Source organism: Archaeoglobus sulfaticallidus PM70-1 (assembly GCF_000385565.1).
In the GTDB taxonomy this organism is placed as follows: domain Archaea; phylum Halobacteriota; class Archaeoglobi; order Archaeoglobales; family Archaeoglobaceae; genus Archaeoglobus_A; species Archaeoglobus_A sulfaticallidus.
In genome coordinates, this window is sequence record NC_021169.1 from 1,944,647 (window position 1) to 1,965,428 (window position 20,782).

At 44.4% G+C, this 20,782-nt stretch carries 22 protein-coding genes and 1 rRNA gene; 8 read left to right on the plus strand and 15 right to left on the minus strand.

The genetic code is table 11. The features are described from left to right. Positions 1–125: 125 nt before the first annotated feature. From ASULF_RS10465 to purD, 4 genes are read left to right on the plus strand one after another with little or no spacing between them, the layout of a single operon-like run. Positions 126–1,061: a metal ABC transporter solute-binding protein, Zn/Mn family gene (locus tag ASULF_RS10465; protein ID WP_015591697.1), complete on the plus strand. Its 936-nt coding sequence runs from the start codon at positions 126–128 to the stop codon at positions 1,059–1,061. Beyond that, positions 1,040–1,834: a metal ABC transporter ATP-binding protein gene (locus tag ASULF_RS10470; protein ID WP_015591698.1), complete on the plus strand. Its 795-nt coding sequence runs from the start codon at positions 1,040–1,042 to the stop codon at positions 1,832–1,834. The genes ASULF_RS10465 and ASULF_RS10470 overlap by 22 nt, the downstream gene beginning before the upstream one ends. Then, positions 1,827–2,621, plus strand: coding sequence for a metal ABC transporter permease (locus ASULF_RS10475; protein ID WP_015591699.1), 795 nt, complete (start codon positions 1,827–1,829; stop codon positions 2,619–2,621). Before ASULF_RS10470 ends, ASULF_RS10475 begins: the two co-directional genes overlap by 8 nt. Before the next feature lie 40 nt (positions 2,622–2,661). Beyond that, positions 2,662–4,101, plus strand: a complete 1,440-nt coding sequence (gene purD, locus ASULF_RS10480) for a phosphoribosylamine--glycine ligase (RefSeq protein WP_015591700.1) — start codon at positions 2,662–2,664, stop codon at positions 4,099–4,101. A gap of 88 nt (positions 4,102–4,189) precedes the next feature. Here purD and ASULF_RS10485 read toward each other — a convergent pair whose 3' ends face one another. Next, the gene (locus ASULF_RS10485; protein WP_015591701.1) at positions 4,190–6,067 is read right to left on the minus strand and encodes an oxidoreductase; all 1,878 of its coding nucleotides are present in this window, start codon (positions 6,065–6,067) and stop codon (positions 4,190–4,192) included. Positions 6,068–6,115: 48 nt separating this feature from the next. Beyond that, positions 6,116–6,733, minus strand: a complete 618-nt coding sequence (locus ASULF_RS11450) for a helix-turn-helix domain-containing protein (protein ID WP_015591702.1) — start codon at positions 6,731–6,733, stop codon at positions 6,116–6,118. A 114-nt stretch (positions 6,734–6,847) separates the two neighbouring features. Between ASULF_RS11450 and pscS the strand changes: the two genes are divergently transcribed. After that, entirely contained in the window at positions 6,848–7,960 is a 1,113-nt protein-coding gene (pscS, locus tag ASULF_RS10495; RefSeq protein WP_015591703.1) for an O-phospho-L-seryl-tRNA:Cys-tRNA synthase, read from the plus strand. Here the strand turns inward: pscS and ASULF_RS10500 are convergent. The 4 genes from ASULF_RS10500 to ASULF_RS10515 form a co-directional block, all read right to left on the minus strand. Next, complete coding sequence (locus tag ASULF_RS10500; RefSeq protein ID WP_015591704.1) at positions 7,957–8,802, minus strand: DMT family transporter; 846 nt, start codon at positions 8,800–8,802, stop codon at positions 7,957–7,959. The two genes, pscS and ASULF_RS10500, sit on opposite strands and share 4 nt — an antisense overlap. A gap of 54 nt (positions 8,803–8,856) precedes the next feature. Next, positions 8,857–8,978, minus strand: a 5S ribosomal RNA gene (gene rrf, locus ASULF_RS10505). 80 nt (positions 8,979–9,058) lie between these two features. Then, positions 9,059–9,508 carry a bifunctional nuclease family protein gene (locus ASULF_RS10510; RefSeq protein ID WP_015591705.1) on the minus strand — a complete coding sequence of 150 codons (450 nt, stop codon included), beginning with the start codon at positions 9,506–9,508 and terminating at the stop codon, positions 9,059–9,061. A 173-nt stretch (positions 9,509–9,681) separates the two neighbouring features. Next, positions 9,682–10,716, minus strand: coding sequence for an LLM class flavin-dependent oxidoreductase (locus ASULF_RS10515; RefSeq protein ID WP_015591706.1), 1,035 nt, complete (start codon positions 10,714–10,716; stop codon positions 9,682–9,684). Between the two features lie 92 nt (positions 10,717–10,808). Between ASULF_RS10515 and ASULF_RS10520 the strand changes: the two genes are divergently transcribed. Next, the gene (locus ASULF_RS10520) at positions 10,809–11,735 is read left to right on the plus strand and encodes a biotin--[acetyl-CoA-carboxylase] ligase (protein WP_015591707.1); all 927 of its coding nucleotides are present in this window, start codon (positions 10,809–10,811) and stop codon (positions 11,733–11,735) included. A 6-nt stretch (positions 11,736–11,741) separates the two neighbouring features. Here ASULF_RS10520 and ASULF_RS10525 read toward each other — a convergent pair whose 3' ends face one another. Genes ASULF_RS10525 through ASULF_RS10540 form a run of 4 tightly spaced genes read right to left on the minus strand, consistent with a single transcriptional unit; the run spans position 11,742 to position 14,465 of the window. Continuing rightward, positions 11,742–12,434, minus strand: coding sequence for a KaiC domain-containing protein (locus ASULF_RS10525; protein ID WP_015591708.1), 693 nt, complete (start codon positions 12,432–12,434; stop codon positions 11,742–11,744). Positions 12,435–12,447: 13 nt separating this feature from the next. Further along, a complete protein-coding gene (locus ASULF_RS10530) occupies positions 12,448–13,227 on the minus strand; it encodes a hypothetical protein (RefSeq protein ID WP_015591709.1) in 780 nt (259 codons plus the stop codon). Further along, complete coding sequence (locus ASULF_RS10535) at positions 13,220–13,795, minus strand: hypothetical protein (protein WP_015591710.1); 576 nt, start codon at positions 13,793–13,795, stop codon at positions 13,220–13,222. The genes ASULF_RS10530 and ASULF_RS10535 overlap by 8 nt, the downstream gene beginning before the upstream one ends. Beyond that, positions 13,755–14,465, minus strand: coding sequence for an RAD55 family ATPase (locus ASULF_RS10540; RefSeq protein WP_015591711.1), 711 nt, complete (start codon positions 14,463–14,465; stop codon positions 13,755–13,757). Before ASULF_RS10540 ends, ASULF_RS10535 begins: the two co-directional genes overlap by 41 nt. A gap of 156 nt (positions 14,466–14,621) precedes the next feature. On the opposite strand from ASULF_RS10540, the gene ASULF_RS10545 reads away from it, so the two are divergent. Both ASULF_RS10545 and ASULF_RS10550 read left to right on the plus strand, forming a co-directional pair. Next, complete coding sequence (locus tag ASULF_RS10545) at positions 14,622–15,077, plus strand: AIR carboxylase family protein (protein WP_015591712.1); 456 nt, start codon at positions 14,622–14,624, stop codon at positions 15,075–15,077. 42 nt (positions 15,078–15,119) lie between these two features. After that, positions 15,120–15,302 (plus strand): DUF5350 domain-containing protein, encoded by a 183-nt coding sequence (locus ASULF_RS10550; protein WP_015591713.1) that lies wholly within the window; start codon positions 15,120–15,122, stop codon positions 15,300–15,302. A gap of 13 nt (positions 15,303–15,315) precedes the next feature. Here the strand turns inward: ASULF_RS10550 and ASULF_RS10555 are convergent, their stop codons facing one another. From ASULF_RS10555 to ASULF_RS12370, 5 genes are read right to left on the minus strand one after another with little or no spacing between them, the layout of a single operon-like run. Next, positions 15,316–15,657: a cupin domain-containing protein gene (locus ASULF_RS10555; RefSeq protein ID WP_015591714.1), complete on the minus strand. Its 342-nt coding sequence runs from the start codon at positions 15,655–15,657 to the stop codon at positions 15,316–15,318. Beyond that, complete coding sequence (locus ASULF_RS10560) at positions 15,654–16,355, minus strand: metallophosphoesterase (protein WP_015591715.1); 702 nt, start codon at positions 16,353–16,355, stop codon at positions 15,654–15,656. Before ASULF_RS10560 ends, ASULF_RS10555 begins: the two co-directional genes overlap by 4 nt. Positions 16,356–16,359: 4 nt before the next feature. Beyond that, a complete protein-coding gene (locus ASULF_RS10565; protein ID WP_015591716.1) occupies positions 16,360–18,984 on the minus strand; it encodes an ATP-dependent helicase in 2,625 nt (874 codons plus the stop codon). 60 nt (positions 18,985–19,044) lie between these two features. Then, on the minus strand, positions 19,045–20,628 hold the full coding sequence (locus ASULF_RS10570; RefSeq protein WP_015591717.1) for a sodium:solute symporter family protein: 1,584 nt from the start codon (positions 20,626–20,628) through the stop codon (positions 19,045–19,047). Position 20,629: 1 nt separating this feature from the next. Further along, positions 20,630–20,734 carry a symporter small accessory protein gene (locus ASULF_RS12370; RefSeq protein WP_330217179.1) on the minus strand — a complete coding sequence of 35 codons (105 nt, stop codon included), beginning with the start codon at positions 20,732–20,734 and terminating at the stop codon, positions 20,630–20,632. Positions 20,735–20,782: the final 48 nt, after the last annotated feature.

Consider the following 20,782-nt stretch of genomic DNA (forward strand, 5'->3'; position numbering starts at 1 on the left):
AATACGTTCAGTAGTTAACAAGTAGCCAGCATTCAATCCAAAAGCTAAATAGATAGACAACAACCTGAAAAATGAAACACCGACCATACAGAAAAGATAAAAACACAGCAGGTTCACAGAAATTCATGCACAAGATCACCTGGATGTTCACGCTTGCCTTAATGATCGCCCTGATATCACCCGTTTCCGCACTGAAGATCGTATGCACGAATCCTGATTTTGCACAGATAGTCAAGGAAATTGCCGAAGATGCTGAAGTAGAGTCTTTAATGCCAAGCGGCAGCGATCCTCATACTTTCTCCGTCACCAAGGAGGATATGCTGCTGCTGGAATCCGCCGATCTAATCGTTCTAACGAATTCAGAACTGCTCAACTTCGAGGTTAAAATAAAAGAGCAGTATGGCGACAAAACCCTGGATTTCGAGGATTATAGAGAATACGGAGCCAAGCTGCTTTACTTCGATGACTATAAGAACCTCCACGGTTACTGGCTCTATCTTGATAACGCGTTAGCCATAGCGAAAGCCATAGAAGATAGGCTTGAGATCCTAAAGCCAGAGTTGAGAGATACTTACAGAATTAACCTCAAAGCCTTCGAGAGAGAAATTTTAAGCCTCAAAGAAGTTAGCGGGATCAGCAAAGAAAGAGATATGAGATGTGTTGCCGTAATCCCTGGAGTCACATACATCATGAAGAACGCTGGTGTTGATACTGGAGCGATCTTGCTCGAAGAAGGTAGTGGGTTCGTTAGCGGTAAAGAGTACTCGGACATCCAGTCCAAGCTTAAAAGCTCGGAGTTCAAATGCATAGTTGTCCCAGCATCGATGAAGGACTCCAAGGCAGGAGAGATAGCTTTGCAGCTTTCAAGAGACACAGGAAAGCCAGTGGTCTATGTGAAGTTCGTTTCCGGAGATAGCTCCTTCCTTGCACAGCATATCTACAACCTCATGCAGTTCAACATAGAAAAGGCTGAAGAGAAATCAGAGGACTTCACCCTGCCGTTAATTGTGCTAGCCATAATAGAAGCAGTTATAATCGTATGGTTGAGGTTGAGAGGATGAAGGCAATAGTTGCAGAGGATGTAACTTTCGCGTACGATACCAAGACCGTGCTATCAGATGTCAACTTCGAGATAGAAAAGGGAGAGTTCGTTGCAATCACTGGAGCGAATGGTTCTGGAAAAACAACTCTGCTCAGGCTGATAACCGGAATTCTAAAACCGATTAAAGGCAAGATACTTGTCTTCGGAGTTGATACAAATGATAGAGAGAGAGTTCAGAAGTACATAGGGCTCATGCCCCAGAAAGAACATATATCCTCCAACTTCCCACTTTCCGTAAAAGATGTTGTCCTGATGGGCCTGAGCGCTAGAAAGGGGGTTGAAAGAAAACTGAGCAGAGAAGATATAGAACTCGCAAAGGAGAACCTGAGACTGGTTGGCTTAGAGAGCTTATGGGACAGAAGGTTCAACGAGCTGAGCGGTGGACAGCGGCAGAGGGTTTTGCTTGCGAGAGCTTTAGCTGTAAAGCCGGAGATACTCCTGCTCGATGAGCCGTTCAATGGTGTGGATGTTCCCAGCCAGAACAGGATAATCGATTTAATCTATGAACTCACGCGAGATGGCCTGACAGCGATAATGGTTGTGCACAACATAAATCCCTTGCTGCACAAGATTGACAAGGCCATGCTGCTGAGGAATAGAATGATCGCTTTTGGAAAGCCAGAGGAAGTGTTTACCTCAAAATATCTGTTCGAAGCTTATGGGGCGGAAATACCGCTGATCAGTTGCGAAGAAGGTTGTAGGCATCCAATTTACGGGGATGTACATGGGTGATCTGTTGCTTGAGCCTTTCGTTGTAAGGGCATTAATTGCGATACTCATAATCGCAATAAATGCGAGTATTGCCGGATCATTTACGGTATTCAGAAATGTTTCATTTCTCATAGCCGGAGCGAGCCATTCCGCCCTGGCAGGATATGCTCTGCTGATCCTTCTTTCAGGCTACGGAATACATCTCAACCCGTATTTTGGCAGCATAGCCTTCGCTCTAGCCATAGCCTACCTCGCAGGCAGGAGCAAGGAAACCAATACTGCCATAGGCATAGCCTTTGCTATGTCGATGAGTCTCGCCATCCTGTTCATCTCGATGACGAAGGAGTATGCATCAAAGGTCTGGACGATCCTAGTCGGAGACCTGTTCCTTCTAACAAATCAGGACATATATCTCATGATTTTGATGACCATCCTGATAGTAATCGCCTCAGCAATCTACTACAGAGCTTTTCTGTTCATCTCCTTCGATCCAGAAGGTGCTGAAGCTTTTGGAATCAATGTAAAGCTCTATAACTACATCCTGCTCTCGATGATATCCCTGTCAACCATAATCCTGCTTAAAGGTGTGGGAGCAATTCTCGTTTTCGCGATGCTTGTCGCCCCATCGGCCTCAGCCAACCTGATTGCAAGGAACATAAGAGAAGTTTTTGTATGTTCCTTTCTGATTGCACTAACGAGCATGCTGTTCAGCCTAATAATATCCTTCTTCATCGAGCTATCACCAAGTGCCCTGGCATCCCTGATAGCCTCCACAGCCTACTTCATCGCAAGCTTTAGAAAGGAATAGGCTCGAAGTTTTTATATATTAAGCCAGGAAGCTTGCAGTGATGAGAGTCCTTGTTGTGGATGCTGGTGGAAGGGGTAACGCCATAGCTCACGCTTTCTCCAGAAGTGAAACTGTCAAGGAGGTTTATGTCGCTCCAGGAAATGGTGGTAGTGAGTTTTTTGATAAATGCAGGATAGCTGAACTGAACGGAAAGAAAATACCCTCAATAAGGGCGGTAGACGAGATCGTCGAGTTCGCAAAAAAGAGCGAAGTTGATCTCGTTTTCGTTGGGCCAGAGGAGCCGCTCAGCCTGGGACTTGTGGACAGGCTTGAAGAGGAGGGAATAAATGCTGTCGGCCCGAGAAAGCAAGAGACAATTCTTGAAGCAAGCAAATGCTGGGCGAAGGATTTCATGAGGAAGATTGGGGTCCCAATCCCAGAGTACTGGAACTTCGATGATGCTGAGAGTGCAAAGGAGTTCGTAAAGGAGTTCTACAGGGAAAATCCAGACAAAAATCTGGTTGTGAAGGCTGATGGACTTGCTGCAGGGAAGGGAGTCTATGTGTGCGATTCGGTCGATGAATGCCTGAAGGCAATTGACGAGATAATGATTGAAAAGAAGTTCGGGTCGGCTGGAAACAAGATATGCATTGAAGAGCGATTATACGGCATAGAGGTTGCATTCACAGCATTGAGCGATGGTAAAAATGCTGTCTGCTTCGGGCATGCAAAGGACTACAAGAGGGCGTTCGATCCGGACGATCTGGAAGGGCTCAGGAATTTCTACATAGGCTATAACAAGAAGTTCATAAGCCTTGATGCCGCGAAAAAGCTCTTTGAGGAAGGGAAACTGCTCAATCCAAATACTGGAGGTATGGGAGCGGTATCACCACATCCATTCCTGAATGAAGAGCTTGAAAGCAGAATAATGGATGAGGTTGTAAATCCGATAATCAGGAAGTTCAGAGAGCTTGAAGGAAAGGAGTTCAGGGGCGTGCTCTACCCTGTCATCATGCTTGTGAGAGAGGGAGATGAATTTGTGCCGAAAGTCCTCGAGATAAATGTAAGGGACTGCGATCCCGGGGCAGAGGCCAAGCTTCCGAGGCTCAAAAGCGATATTGCTGAGCTTTCCATGGCAATTCTTGAAGGAAGGCTAAAAGATGTAGAGGTAGAGTTCTCGAACAGGTATTGCGTTGCCGTCTGCGCTGTAAGCGGGTTTTTGAAAGGAAGAGAGGGCTTAAAGCCCGGATATCCATCAGACCACTACACAAACCAGCCGATTACTGGCATCGAGACTGCTATGAGCGAGGACACATTCATTTACGCCAACGGCATCTCAAAGGCAAACGGCTATCAGACAACTGGAGGGAGGGTGCTTACAGTATCATCGTTAGCCGATAGTCTTGAAGAGGCTAGAAAGAAGTCATATGATGCCCTCTCAAAGATTAGCTTCCCGGGAATGAGGTACCGGAAGACGATAGGGATGGATGTTCCGGATTAGATATGGTAGCAGATTGCCAAAAATTCAGGATAGCTGAAATTCCAGAGACAATAATAAAAACAATAAAATAATTTTTAAAATTTTTAAATCATAGCTTCAAAGCCAGGTCTGCTGCCTGCCTTATTGCATCCAGAGCCTTTGCCGGACACTCGCAGTCTCCTATTCTGTAAACCTCAACATCCTTGAGCTCATCATAAAGCCCATCTGCGGGCTTCGTACCAACCGCTATGATGGCGGTATCGCACTCAAGCTCTTTCCTCTCTCCTTGAGACTCAACAACAACCGAATTCTTTTTGATCTCCACGGCCTTCGTGTTTGTCAGCATCTTCACGCCCTTCTCTCTCAGATACAGCAGAACATTCCATCTTGTGGAGATTCCTATGTCATTTCCTATTTTCGGCAGCATCTCCACGATCGTTACATCTTTGCCATTCTCGGCAAGCATGGCTGCTGTGGAGCAACCAACACCACCGCCACCAATTATAACAGCCCTATCTCCAACTTCTGCACCATCCAGTACCTCAAATGCCGTAATGGCATTCTCAACTCCCGGAATCTGCGGAATTATTGGTTCAGCCCCAACCGCAACGATAACAGCATCAGGATTAAGCTCAAGAACCTTCTCAGCAGTAGCCTCCTCATACCTGATCTGAACCTCTCTCTTTGGCAAAACTCTCTCGAAATACTCGGGAATTGCCGAGAACTCCCGTCCATACGGAGACTTTGCTGCAAAGATCAGCTGTCCTCCCAGCCTTTTCTTCTCAAAAAGAATTACCTCATGTCCCTTCTCAGCCAGCATCTCAGCAGCTTTGCATCCTGCCGGTCCTCCTCCAACAACGACTATCCTCTTCTTCACATCAGCCTTTAAATTCCTGAACTCCTTCTCCCTGCCAACCGCAGGATTTACCAAACAGGTTATGGGCTTCCCCCGAAATGCATAATCCATGCATCCCTGATTGCAGGCAACACAGACCCTTATCTCATCCATTCTTCCTTCCATAACTTTTCTCGGCAGTTCTGGATCTGCGAGCAAAGCCCTCATCATCGAGACCATATCAGCCTTACCTTCCTGAAGGATTTTCTCCGCAAGCTCAGGTGTGTTGATCCTGTTTGAGGCAATTACAGGAACATCCACAGCGCTCTTTATGCCCTCCGCAAGATACACAAACCCACCTCTTGGAACGAACATAGTTATGAGCGGTCTCTTGGACTCATGCCAGCCAGCAGTCACATTGAAGTAAGCGGATCCCGCAGACTCCAGTATTTTCGCTATCTTCTTCATATCTTCAAGCGTATTTCCACCTTCAACAAACTCATCACCAGATATCCTGCATCCTACGGGAAAATTCCCGCATTTTTCCTTGATCCTCTCGATTATCTCAACAGCGAATCTGGCTCTGTTCTCCAGGCTACCCCCATACTCATCCGTCCTTTTGTTCGTTGCCGGACTTAAAAACTGGCTTATGAGGTATCCAGCAGAACATATCAGCTCAACCGCATCAAAACCGGCCTTTTTAGCCCTCAAGGCAGCTTCAGCAAACTCATCCTCAATCTTCAAAATCTCATCCTTTGTTAAGGCTTTGGGCTTTCTCCTCGTGAATATCGGAGGTGGAATGTCCGAGGCTGAAACTGGCTGAGAGTCGGAGAGCGATATCTCATACCTCCCCGGATGCCATAGCTGAACCGCACATTTAACATCATACTCGTGAAAAACATCGGCGAGCTTCTTCAATCCATCTATATACCTGTCATCGTGTATCGCAAGCCCTCCAAAAAACTGCGGCTCTATTTTTGCAACGCCGACAACAACATACCCCACACCGTTCATCGCCCTCTCTCGATAAAACTCGATTAGCTTCTTAGTTACCGCACCATCAACAGTCCAGAAATTGCTACCAACTGCGGGCATAACTATTCTGTTCTTGATTTCCATTCCACCAACTTCTACTGGTTCAAGGAGTTTCATACCAAAAATTGGAAATAATTGATTAAAAGGATTCCGATTTTTAGACATTTATTTTTTAAATCTGTAATATAAAAATATCAAAATAAGCAATACGCCTGCAAGCAAGAAAGATGCCGCCACAGGATCATATGGCAGTCCGTACCCAACCTCCTTTTCGCTCAGGACAAAGGGTGTGATTTTTACAGGACTTGGCATGGGTGTTGAAGTGGGGGGCGGGGTTGGTGCAGGGGTCGGTGTGGGTGTAGGTGTAGGGACAGGGGTGGGGGTTGGGGTTGCTGCTGGCACAGCAGTTGGCACTTTTTCAACCTCTCTGACCACAGGTGTTACCATTTCAGGGGCTGCTGAAGGTCTCTGCATCCTGTGCAGCAGTCTGAAAGCAGAGAAGATTATGGACATAACCCCTGTAACCAGCAGAGAAGCCATTTTTATCATATCCCTTCTAACGAGCTTTCTGCCCTCATCTGTAAGCTCATAGTACACCCACTTCCTGCCGTCTTCAACTCTCCTAACAACCCCCATCTCCATTAGCTTCTCCATGTGGTATGCAAGAGTGGATTTGGAGTAGCCTGTTTTCTTTGAGAGCTCAGAAATGGTGTGAGGGCGTTCTTCAAGTTTCGTGAGAATTCTGCTTCTTGAAGTTGTGAATATATCTCTGATTCTTAGCACATCACCAAAATTTTTGATATTAGAGAAAAATTTTTTGGTTTTGGAAGAAAAAATAAAAATTGGCTATATTCCATCAGCAAAAAGCTTAACAATACTCCAGCATAGCAAAAAACCATGTTTTACCCAAGGCAGACAAAAGAGTTCATAAACATCGACCCCCTGCAAACAGGCGGGAGGCTGAGCGAGGAAGCCAAGAAGGCGTTGGTGGAGTGGGGAGATGGATACAGTGTGTGTGACTTCTGCACCGGAACACTCGACAGCATCAAAACACCTCCCATCTACAAGTTCGTTCACGAAATCCTTCCAGAATTTCTCGGATGTGATGTTGCGAGAATCACCAACGGTGCGAGAGAGGGTAAGTTTGCGATAATGCATGCTTTTTCTGGGTGCAAGGGTGGAGAGATAATAATGGACGAGAATGCTCATTATTCAAGCTATGTTTCTGCAGAAAGGGCTGGTTTAAAGGTTATCTTCGCAAAAAATTCTGGATATCCCGAGTACATAGTCACAGCAGATGATTATGAAACGGCAATAGATTCCGCAAAGAATCCTGTTCTCGCCCTTGTTACATATCCAGATGGCAACTACGGGAACCTTCCGAATATAAAGAGAATAGCAAAGGTCTGTGAGAGCAACAGCATACCACTGATAGTCAATGGCGCTTATGCGATTGGCAGAATGGACTTCAAGCTCAAAAGGATGGGTGGGGATTTCATAGTGGGCAGCGGACATAAATCCATGGCTTCTGCCGGCCCTGTTGGAGTTCTCGGCATGAAGGAAGATTATGCCGACATTGTGCTTAAAAAATCCGAGAAGTTCAAGGTCAAGGAGATCGAAATGCTCGGATGCACGGCAAGAGGAGTTGTTGTCATGACCCTTATCGCTTCATTCCCGCACATTGTTGAGAGGATAAAGCGATGGGATGAAGAGGTCAGGAAAGCAAGATACTTTGCTGAGAGATTTGAAGAACTTGGAATAATTCAGCTTGGAGAGAAACCACATAACCATGATCTGATGTTCTTTGAAAGCAAGGTGCTTTATGAGATCTCAAAAAAGGCCAAATCTGGAAGGTTCTTTCTGTACAAGGAGCTAAAGAAGAAGAAAATCCACGGAATAAAACCGGGATTAACCAAGCATTTCAAGCTATCAACCTACATGCTGTCTGAGGAGGAAATAGAATACATCATAAGGGCGTTTGAGGAGATAATAGAAAAGTACAGTGGCTAACCTGTCAGCACAAGCAAAACTCCCGCAAAAGACAGAAGGGTTCCGGCAATTATCCTTAAAGTTATTTTCTCCCTCAAAACAGTTCCAGCAAATACTGCTGAAAGTATAGGGTAAACGGCAGATATTGGCGAGACCTTCGCCGAACCTATAAGCTTTATAGCCTCGACGAACACATAATTCCCCAGAACCATAACGAACATGCCCCCAACACCCATCCACAGCAGGGAGTTCCAGCTGAAATTAAACCCGTTTTTAGCTACAATAAGGTTCAGAAACATGAAGGCTATGATAAACCTGAACCCAGCCACAGCCTCTGATGGTAGATAGGATGTGAGGAGCTCAAGGACTGTTATGCTTAAGCTCCATGAAATCGATGCCGAGATTGCAAGAAATATACCCTTCAGGGAATTCTTTTCCTCTCCTTTTGAGATTAGCTTTATAGCCATAACTATCAGAATTGCTCCAAATAAAACATACAGGCTCAGCTTCCCAAAAAGCAAGAAGCTCCAGACTGACACGAAAATTGGATAAGTTGAGCTTATGGGCACGGCCTTCGCAACTCCACACTCCTTGATGGATGCCAGATACAGAACATCACCGAGAAAGAACGCAAAGAAAGCTGAGAATATGAGCCAAAAAACAAGCTCCAGAGTTAGAGCATTAATGGACTCTATAAGAGAATCGTTCAGAACCATGAAAATTATGAAGCCCAATGATGTGAATCCTGTTCTCATGAGATTTCCACTCCATACGTCGGTTGTTTCCAGCCCTTTTTTGTAGAATCCAGCTCCGATTGCCCAGAAGATCGCTGACAGAAATGCAAAGATCTCACCAATGTGCATGATTAAAATGTGGGGGTGGGGGATAAGAAATTTCCCAAAATAGGTTATAGGGAAAGCCGACAGCTTCCGTGTTTCCCGTGCCCTCTCGGAACACAGTACCGCACGGAACGGAGCGGGGCTTAACTTCCGGGTTCGGAATGAGTCCGGGTGTTTCCCCCGATCCTATGGCCGTCGGCAAAATACTCCTGTACTGATGGGTATAAATATATTTTGGTAGCTCAGAGTTCTTTCATGCTCGATCATTAAATGAATCATATCAGTACTTCATTATCTGATCGAACTCGACAAACTCGCTCGAAAGCTCTTCATCCTGTCCGGCTTCATCAAGAACCTTCTCATCCACATATATCGGAGATGCCATTCTCACAGCTATTGCGATGCTATCGCTTGGCCTCGCATCAAGCTCGATTTCGTGATTATTCTGAGATAAAACTATTCTCGCATAGAATGTGTTGTCAACCAGATCATCGATGATTATCCTGACGACTTTCGTTCTGAGCTTTTTCAGAATCTCGGTAAGCAGATCATGTGTCATCGGGCGGGACATTGTTTTATTCCTGAGTGCAGAATGTATGGCCATTGCCTCCGTGTTTCCGATGTATATCGGCAGATATCTCCCATCTTCAGCCCTCAGAACAACAACAGAGGATAATCCAAAAACACTCTGCACTGCAAACACACCAAATACTTCAGCAAGTTTTTCCATATCAACCAATCTTTTTGAAAGATACATATTGATAGTTTTTGTGTTTGGCAGCTTGACCGTGTTCTCCCGAAGTTATTTCCCACTTCAACTAACCTCGACGAGAAAGCATAAAGTGGATAATAAGAGAAAAAGAGAAAAGTGCACCCGCAATTGTTAGCTTGATCGCAGCTAAATCAATCGCGAAGCTCTCTAAAGTATGGCACGATCTCCTCACCATAAATCCTAAGAGTTTCCTTGGGATCCGGGCCAATGTTTATCAGGATGAAATGTTCAACTCCTGCCTTAATGAAAGCTTCTATTTTTTCGATGCACTCCTCCCTGTTACCCATTATTGAGAAATCGTTCGAGACCTCGACCGGAATTTTCGGAATGAGTTCGTAAAGCTTGTTCTCCATGCTCTCTCCGGGAATCAGTTCCTTGAAGTAGAACTCATCACCGATTTCGTCTATATCAACATCATATCCAGCCTCTCTGATCTTCTTTAGAGACCCAAGCAGCATAACAACAGGATACATCCTGACAAAATTCAGGTCCTCCTCCCTGTCAGATATTGCCGTATATATCTGAAGTGCCATCTCCGGCTTGTCTCTCTTCGCTTTTCTTGCGGAGCTGATAACCTCTTCTGCATTCTTTTTGTAAGTTTTCGGGCTCTCACATATCGGAATCCATCCATCAGCAATCTCTCCTGTAAGTTCTCTTGTCTTCCTCCCGTTTGCTCCGATGTAAATTGGAATGTACCTTTTAGGCCTAATTTGCAGATAAGCCCCCCTCAGCTTGAAAAACTCTCCATCATAGTCCACCTTTTCCCCACCCCACAGCAGTCTGCATACCTCGATAAACTCCCTCATTTTCTTTACCGGCTTTCTCCACTCGATTCCAAATGGATCGAGGTTCATCGACTCTCCAGCTCCAATTCCAACGCTGATTCCAGCAGATAGGTGGTCTATTGTTGCTATCATCTGAGCAAATATAGATGGATGCCTCCTATGCGGGCATGTTACAGCGCTGCCCATTCTGAGCTTCGTTTTTGTCGATAATGCAGAGATTACCGTCCATACATCTGGACAGAAACCCTTCGGATACATCAGCGTGTGATCTGGGAACCATATAGAGTCGAATGGATATTTTTCAACCCTCTCCACAAGCCTGAAAATCCTCTCTATAGGCTCTGGAGCAGGATATGGCATGAGCAGGCTGAATTTTACCATGGTATCAATCAAGATCAATAATATTTAAATTTTAAGATTTAAAAAAGGCTCATTCTCAAAAATAATTTATAATTTCAGCCATACATGATCCTGTGGAGTACTCTACAAAAATAGATGTGGATGACAACATCGTTGAGATTTCCGAACTTCTAAAAGGATGGGTCAGTGGTGAGGAATTGGCCAGAAAACTGAATGTTAGCAGAACAGCAGTATGGAAAAAAATAAAGAGACTGCGGAACATGGGGTATGTCATTGAGGGAGCTAAAGGGAAGGGTTACAGGATAGTTTCCGAGCCAAAATTTTCTCCAATTTCTGTTGTAAGGTCTGTGAGAGGTTCACTTATCAAAACGGTTTACTACTATGATGTCCTCGACTCCACAAACAACAAAGCACGAGAACTTCCTGAGAACAGTCTCGTTATCGCGGAAGAGCAGATCATGGGTAAGGGCAGACTGGGAAGGAAATGGTTCAGCAAGAAAGGCGGGCTATACTTTTCCATAGCTCTCAAGCCAGAGATGAACCTAGAAGATATTCCAAAGCTTACCCTCACCTCTGGAGTTGCTGTTGCCAGAGCGCTTGAAGAGTATCAGGCAAGACTCAAATGGCCCAACGATGTGCTAATCAATGGCAAAAAGGTTTGTGGGATTCTATCGGAGATAGTCGGAGAGATCGAGAACTTTAAGGTTATAGTCGGCATAGGGATAAATGTGGAAAATGCCGTTCCTGATTATGCAACGAACCTCAAAAATCTCAACTCAGAGGTTAACAGAGCAGAAATCTTAAAGGATGTAATCGAGCAATTTACAAAGTACTACAAAATGCTTCTTTCTAGGGAATGGAATAAAATTAGGTTTGAGTGGCTGGAGCTTTCTGACACGATAGGAAAGTTTGTAGAGGTAAAGGCCGGAAACAGAACCTATAGAGGGAAAGCTATTGATATGGATTACGACGGTGGATTGATTGTTGAGACCGAAGAAGGTACTGAAAAAGTATTCTCCGGGGATTGCTTTTACATTTAACACCATCTAAAATATCTCTGCCCCTTCCATAACAGTAATGCCCCTGTCAGTTATCATGTAGGGTACCGGTTTGCGTGAGTGCCTGATCCTCCTCATTTTAACCACTTCTAGAGCAAGAACCGGTTCTTCGAGTGGATGTTTTCTTATTATCTTCAGATTTATCGCCCCATCAGACATGTACTCCATTATGCCATATTTGGTGGATTCTCCGCTTTTGTCAGACTCCGATGTCAGGATAGCTGTTGCTCCGGATTGCTTGATTATGTCTCTGAGGGATGATATGGCAAGCCACCGCTCTTTCTCATCAAATAAACTTTCCAGGATGCTCAGGCTATCGATAACAATTCTCCTGACATTCATCCTCTTAAAAACATTCAAAAGCTCGTTTGTCACCTTCTCGAGAGACTCCTTGACCATCACCACATCCAGCCTGATGATCTCCAGCTTATCATTGAAAGGCTCAAGATCCATTCCAAAGCTTTTGGCACTCTCAAGTATGCTATCCTCATCTTCATCAAGGCTTATGAAAACGGATTTCTCGTTATTCTTCAAACCTTCATATATGAAATGCAAACCAAAAGTAGTCTTTCCAGTACCGTAACTACCGTAAACCACTACAGTATGCCCCTCAGGGATGCCGCCACCAATAATACTGTCGAGTCCCTCTATTCCTGTGGATAACATGGCTTTATATATCATGCTAATCACCGGCCTATACTATCCTCTGGAGCCTTGATATTATAAATCCTTCCGACGGGTCAAATGAGATGTCAAACCTCATTATCCCCCGTCTTTCAAGAATTGGTAGTGCACCTAGAAGTTTCCTTATAAACATTGATCTCTTAACCATTTCTTTTCCGTGTAAAAACTCAAAAACGATGACACCATCTGATGAGCTGATCAGTTCCTCCTCCTTGGCTTTTCCCACAACATCCTTGGTCATGAGACAGTAAACAAGCATGTTCTTCTTGATTATGAACTTTCTTAATCCTGTAACGAAATCAACGAGATCTCTCCAGCTAAGCTCATTTCCACCAAGGACATCAGTTTTTCTCACCAGATCTATGAAGGAGTCGATCAAAAGAACACTGTTATCTCCAACCTTTTCGAATCCATCGAAGAGATTTCTCAATAAATCTCCTTTTTTTAGAGCAGATAGGCCGACCTCAACATCAAGCCACGACAGTGGAACAACAGTTTTGGCAAAAAAATCTTTTGAGAAGCTCTTTATATCAATCTTATCTATCCATTCATTCCCGGATTTGGGAAATGTCAGCGTGAGCTCTCTTTTGATTTCATCAACGGTTGATGAAATCGCAAAATAATAGAGATTTTCAAATCCACTTTTAGCCAGTTTCATCAATGTCGTTAAGGCAAATTCTCTTCCTCCGGCTCCAACCTCTTCAAGCAGAAAAATCAATCCTGAGGGTAGACCTCCAATCTGACTGTCGAAAACATCAATTCCTGTTTTAAATTCGGCAAATTCAGTCAATCTCAATCACCTCATCAACCATTAGAGCTAGCTGAGAGTAGTATGTTTCATCAAGCTCTTTTTCAACAGAAAACAGTGCTCCGAAAAATCCCTTTACCCTTATTTTCGCAGTAATGTACCTTATAAATTTCAGCAGTGTTTCAAAGGATTTGTATAGCGATATCGTGGACAGTGAATCAAGATATATGAATCTGTTCTCAGTCCGAATCAGATCCATTGCCCTCTCTATAGATACCTGCATTAGAGTTGGATCCGGAGAGTTGATGTATATGCATCTATCAGTATCTATTTCTTCTCCTCCAGTCTGGCGGGTTATGCTGTCGATAAAGATCAATTTATTCAGATCTATTCCCTCTTTTTGCATTATCTTTTTCATGGACGCATAGGGTCTATTGAGCGTGACATAGATTCCCTCGGCTTTCTGGCACAGATACTTTGTTATCTCTAGGCTAACGTTCAGATACTTTTTAGCCGGAGCTTTAATCAGTATAACTTCTGCACCGGATGCAATTGCACTCTCAAGCTCTTCAATCAGATTTGTAGATGTAGCTGTAGTCTCTTCTGACATACCATCCCTCTTTGAAAACAATACCCTCATCAGTTATATCGTATGGAATCCACTCCAGCGGATGTGAACTTCTGTATTTCTTCAGAATTCTCATTGCCCTTTCATAACCATTTTCCGTGTGTAGCAGGTCAAGAAAGATAACCGATTCTGAAAGGTTCTTCGTCTCACTCCAGTCACCCATCATGGGTGCTTCCTCTATGAACAGGGCAGTTATATCATTTTTATAACACAAATCAGCCATATACTTTATAACTCTCCTGAAAAGAACCGGATCTGCTAATGCTTTATCAAGATCTGTTACCGTATCAAAAACAATCATATCAACATCCTCTGGCTTCATTTTGATTGTTGTAATGACTGCTTGTTCTATCCTCTCCCTCGTTACGGGCATCATATATTTCGCATCAACCCTTATGAACCTCCAGTGTATCTTATCGTAAACATCCTCCATGAACCTGAATTTCTTGAGGTACGTTTCACAGCTTCTTTTAACAAGAGTTGTTGCAAGATATGCCACCCCCATCCCATTCTTAGCCCCCTCTGCGGCCCAGTGTGACGCAAGAATTGTCTTCCCAATACCGCTCCTGCCCGTTACCAGGTTTACAGTGTTCTCGTCAAGACCGCCGCCAATGGCATCATCCAGCCTTTTAAGACCAAACTTTAGCTTCATTTTCATCCCCACTGTATTCTCATAATGAGGGAATAAAAATTTTACTATTAGAATAAATAACACACAATTCAAAATGGTTAACTTTTGTTGACATAAAGATATATAATCATTTTTAATTTTAGAAAATGTTTTCTTTAAATTGCGGAAGTATAGGTTATGAAGGCCATACTCATTATGGGCTCAAAAGCAGATATAAACTTCTGCAAAAAAATAGCTGATAAGCTAGCATTTTTTGGAATTGATTGTGAAATGAAGGTAGCTTCAGCCCACAAAACACCGATGAGAGTTCTGGAGATCATAAGGGAGTTTGAAAACGAAGATGTTGTATTTGTCACTGTTGCTGGGAGAAGCAATGCATTAAGCGGCTTCGTGGATGCGAACACGACAAAGCCTGTGATAGCCTGTCCGCCAGTAAGTGAGAGCTTTGCCGGGATGGATATACTATCCTCGCTGAGAATGCCATCAGGAGTCGCGCCAATGGTTGTTCTCGAACCAGAAAATTGCGCACTAGCTGTTGCGAAAATATTTGGAATCAAAAACGAAAACATCAGAAAGAAAATCTTGGAATATCAGGTAAACAAAAAGAGGGAGATAGAGGAGGCAGAGATCTGACACACCGCAATCTTTTTAAATTGATTCCTAAAGCATTGATTCATGGGTAAAACAGGCACAACAACATGGATCAGGATAAAGGGGAGGAAAGATCAGGTCAGGCTTGTTCCGGGTAAGTGGCAGCACTACAAGCCAACCGGACCAAACCAGAAATACGATTCCAAGGGTAGAAGGAGAAGGAGACTCAAGAGATCTCAGAAATCGATACTGGGTGTAAGAGGATAATTAGATAATTAATTTATTCAATCCATTCAGTATCGTTTTCTTCCCAGTTATATTTAAACACGAGTACTTTGAAGCTGTTCTGTGAGCTGTTCACAACCCAGTGTATGCTCTCTGGCTTGCACAGAAAGATGTCACCCTCTTTAGCATCGTACTCAGTATCCTCAATTCCGAGTTTTGCCTCTCCCTTGAGTATGTAGAAAACCTCGGTTTGCTTTCTGTGATAGTGCTTCTTTACTGTAGCTCCAGCAGGAATCTCAACCATCTGAACGAATGAAGTCTCGGATATGTCAAATACCCTCGCTGTTATGTAGCTTCCCTTTTCCTCCCATTTTGCCTTGCTAAAATCGAACTTCATACTAACCCCCTTGCAATTTCTTCTTTCAGTTTTTTCAACTTACCAAAGAAATAAACCTTATCCTCTATCGCGAAAATATCTATTCTTTCCTCATCGAACTCCAGCATAGGTGAGAGAAAGCTGTCGGAGCTCAGGATATCGCTTCCCTTAACCATGCTCGAAAACGCTGGAAGGACAAGAACTTCTTTACCGGATAAATATCTAAGGTAGCATGGGTATGTGTACTGAGCAAAGTCCTGCCTGATCCTGATCACAGGATGTTCATGCCCGATTATTATTTTCCTGCCATCCATAATCTCATGCCCATGAGCTATCACCCACTCCCCAATCCTGATCTCTCTTTCAAGCGGTATATCGTATTTAGCGAGTATAGCTAAGAGATAGTTGTCGTGGTTCCCCCTCACAACCCTCAGTTCTCCAAGCTTACTGATTTCCTCAATGAAATAAGTCACATCATCCCACTCATACGGCATGTTTTTGCTGAACTCGTGCTTCATGTCTCCTGCCACAATCAGCCTTTTCACTCCGTATCTCTCAAATATATCCCTGACCCGATCGACTACCTCATCTATCTGAAGCCTTGGAATGACACCATATGCTGTCTGTTCTATCCCAAGATGCAGATCAGCTATAACCGCAGAATCCTCAACTATTACCGCCTTTTCTGGTGTTAATTCAACATCGAGCAAGTCAGGCAAGATATCACCCGTTAAGCTCGATAACCTGTGTGATTTTCTCATATAAGCTCTGAATTACCTTCTTCCTGTCCTCCATCAGAACTATGTCCTCCTCTCCCAGCACGAAGATATTCAAAGCGAACGGACTCGGGAAGGGTATGCGCGTGAGCTTTATTTCCTTTTTCTCAAGCTTGGTAAGAAAATCAATCGCATTACCCAGATCCATTGAGTCCTCCATTATCTCTCTATATGTCTCCTTGAGGACTGGAAAGTTTCTGCCAAATTTCTTCTTTATTAGCCTAAGTAAAGAATCAGCACTCAGCTGCTGTCTCCAGACACTCTTCTCCCTGCCCAGATAGTTCCTCAGCACCATTAAAGATCTAACCGCCACATGCCTGAACCTTCTTCTCAGAATCTCTGTTCTGTCAAGCGCCTTTATCAGATCCTCCTCGAAGTTTTCAACGTTCATCAATTCCAGTATTTCATCGAAGCTCAGCACCTTTCGCCTTGGAAGTTTCAGCATGAAGCCATTATCGTTTACAGCTATCTTCACGCTACAGTTTTTCTTCAGGCCAGCCCGATATGCCAGAACCCTTGAAATCGCACTGTTTGCCCTTCTGCCTATCAAGGAGTGAAATACATAACATTCATTCCCCTCGTCCTGAAAGTTCTCGATAAGAAATCTCCTATCAGTTGGGATATAGCTGAAAACCTTCTGTTCATAGAAATATCGAACTATAGCCTCAGCAGAGTCGCGCTCAAGCATGTACTTCTTTCTCAGATACCAGACAGCATCCTCAAACTCGAGCAGCTCGGAGCCCAGCAACTCCTCAACTTCTCTCCTGAACCTCTGTATTCTGAGGGCGAGATCATAGCTCAGCGGAAGCTGTTCGGAAAACCAGCTTGGCACAGTTGGTTTCTCACCCTCAACCTCCTCAACGATTAGATTCATTCCTCGAGACTTCAAAAACCTGAAGGTCCTCCCGGCTAAAACGAATATATCTCCCTTTATCAGCCTCTCTGCGAATTCTTCCTCCACCTTCCCAACCCGCTTGCCGTCTTTCGTTATAACTTTGACTGCAACCTCATCGGGTATCGTTCCGGTATTCAGATAGTAAATCGGCCTTACGAGCTTCCCTCTTTTGCCAAAGGTGCCCTCCTTCTCATCAAGCCAGATTTTCCCGTAAACCCTGTTCTTCTCGAAATCAGAGTATCCTGCCAGATATCTCAGAACCTCCAGAAACTCATCTTTTGTCAGATTCCTATAGGGGTAGCTTCTTCGAATGACCTTCAACGCCTCATCTATACCCCACTTTCTTTCAATAGCCATCCCAACCACATGCTGGCACAGCACATCCAAAGGTTTCTCGGGTATTTTTATGCGGTCAAGCCTTCTGTTCAGGGCTTCATAGGTCAGAACGGTGCATTCAACCAGATCGTCGTGATCAACAACCACAACCCTCCCAACAGACACCTCATGCAGCTTATGCCCGCTCCGCCCTATTCGCTGGAGTGCTCGATTTATGCTCTTTGGAGAGCCAAGGAGTACCACAAGATCTATGTATCCTATATCTATGCCCAGCTCGAGGCTTGTAGAGGAAACAACACACCTCAGCTCGCCATTCTTCAACTCATCCTCAACCTCGAGCCTGACATTTTTTGAGAGAGAAGAGTGATGTGCCTTTATTGGAAAGTCGCTTCCAAGCTTTTTCTTTAGGTTGTAAACAACCCTCTCCGTAGCACTCCTCGTGTTCGTGAATATCAGCGTTGTTTTTGATGATTTAACCAAATCCGCAAGAGTGTTGTAAAGCTTTTCGCTGATCTGCTCTGAACTTTCTCTGAAAAAGTCCTTGACTGGAGAGATCACCTTTATGTCTATCGGTTTGAGAAAGCTGACATCAGCGATTATGCAATCCCTCACCTTGCCATTCTCAAACCCAACTAGGAACTTTGCAACCTCTTCAAGAGGGTGGATGGTGGCTGACAGACCTATTCTCACCATTCTGCCTTCCTGGATCTCTTGAAGCCTTTCTATAGATAGGGAGAGATGAGTACCTCTCTTGTTCTCAGCAATCGCATGTATTTCATCAACAATCAAAAAATCGAGGTTGCTGAGGTGCTTTGAAAACTTCGGACTGACAAGAATAATCGAGAGGGTTTCAGGGGTGGTTATCAGGATGTGAGGTGGTTTTCTCACCTGTCTCTGCCTCTCTGATGGATCAGTGTCTCCAGTTCTCACACCTATCCGTATCTTCTGGAGCTTCAGGCCTTTGCTTTCGGCAATCTCATATATCTCCTTCAGCGGCTCCTCCAGATTTTTCCGTATATCATTGTTGAGAGCTTTTAGCGGAGAAACATAGAGCGTATAAACCTTGTCTTCAAGCCTGTTTTTCTCTGCAAGGTCTATAAGCATGCTTATTGAAGCCAGAAAAGCTGCAAGGGTTTTTCCACTTCCTGTGGGTGAGGAGATCAGGATGTTGTTCCTGTTCAGAGCCTCAACTATCGCATGCTTCTGAGGAGGGGTAAAAGATCTATACTTGCCCTTAAACCACTCCACAACCAGAGGGTGGAGGAATTTTTCTATCTCTTCATCTGAATACTCCTTCCCCTCAACTATACCTCTGCTACCTCTGCTTCCAGAAACATCCATTTAAAGAAGTGTAGGTTATGATGTTTATAGGCTTTGTGAGGAAATGAAAATAAAAAATAATCAGGTCTTCACTTCCTCAACGATTCTGACCTTCTGCTTTGTTACAAGGCTCACGGCTATGAATGTCACTGTCGATACCGGAAGTGCTACTACTATTGGATCCACGACTGTCCACGGAAACTGTGCGATCGTGTTAACTCCGAATATCAGCTTGCAGATACCGAGTTCACTTGCCTCTTTTGCATGCACGAATGTCAGGTAAATCAAAGAGATAGTAAAGCCGGCGAGAATGCTTGTGATCGCACCTTCTCTGCTCGCTTTGCTCCAGTACAGTCCACCGAGATATGCAGGAAGGAAGGATGAGGCACAGAGGGCAAAGAATATCGCAGTTCCTCTCGCGATGACACCGGGTGGGAGGATGTATGCCAGAAATATGCTGAAAACTATTCCTATGGCAATCGCTATTCTCGTTATTAGTATCGTCTTCTCATCATACCTACCCTTCATGAGTCCAGCCTGAAATACATCCCTGCCGAGTGCCGAGCCTATCGTATGGAATTGACTGCTGAGTGTTGACATTGCTGCTGCCAGAAGTGTCACGAGGAACAGCACAACGAACCAGTCCGGCATGAAGGAGTTTATGAACGCAGGAATTATCTTGTCCACATTCCCACCAGCAACCGCAATGGATGGTTTTCCAACCGTTTCGAGGAAGTATGCATTGCTCAAAGCCCCAACAATGAACGATGTTCCAACCATTATGAATATGAAGAAGGCTCCAATTGGAACTGCTCTATCGAGGTCCCTGTCACTGCCAACGGTCATAAGCCTGACTGCAAGCTGTGGTTGTGCGAGGACACCTATTCCAACTCCAAGAATCAGGGAGGATACGAGCACCCACCATGCTACCGAGCCCAGAGTTGGAAATGCTGTCCATCCGTTGTGGCCGGGAATCTTGGATGAGAATATTTCAACAGCCAGATCGTTGTAAGATGTTAGCGTTTCATGGGCAGGTATAACGCCACCAAAGAAAGCATACGTTGAGATCAGCAAGAAGATCATGCTCACAAGCATTATCCCGCCCTGAAATGCATCCGTGTATATGACCGCTATTAGCCCACCGTATACAACATACACGGCTATTATCACGGCCATTATCAGCAGTGCCATGTTGTAGTCGATAGAGAGCGATACCTCCATGAATCTCGATGCCCCTATCAGCACAACCCCTGCATACAGGGGCATGAATAAGAAGACCACCAGCCCGGCAAAAACCTGCAGGAATCTCGATCCGTACATCTTTCCAAGCAACTCCGGGAATGTCAAAGCCCCTGTTTTCATTCCAAACCTTCTGACTCTCTTTCCAACCACAGCATACGCTATGAATATTCCCACAAGGATATTGAGGAATGTCAGCCATAAAAGCGGCATCCCGAATAATCCAGCCACACCACCGAAACCAACAATGGCCGAAGTGGATATGAACGCTGCTCCATAAGATAAAGCCATTATCGCCGGATTTATTTTCCTGCCAGCAACGAGGTAATCCTCTGAGCTGTTTGTCGATTTAAATCCAAAGTACCCCAGATATATCGTCACTATCAGGTATATTGCAACAACCAGCGCCATCAACAGGAAATCCATCTCAACCCCTCCATTTCCATACTCCATAAGCTATGCAGAATATTACAGAGAGTATCGTCATCAAGTATCCCAGTGCTGTCCACACATCTGCCATACCCAGCATCATATCACCTTTGCTACTGTGTTACATTGATACACTATAACAAATTTAAAA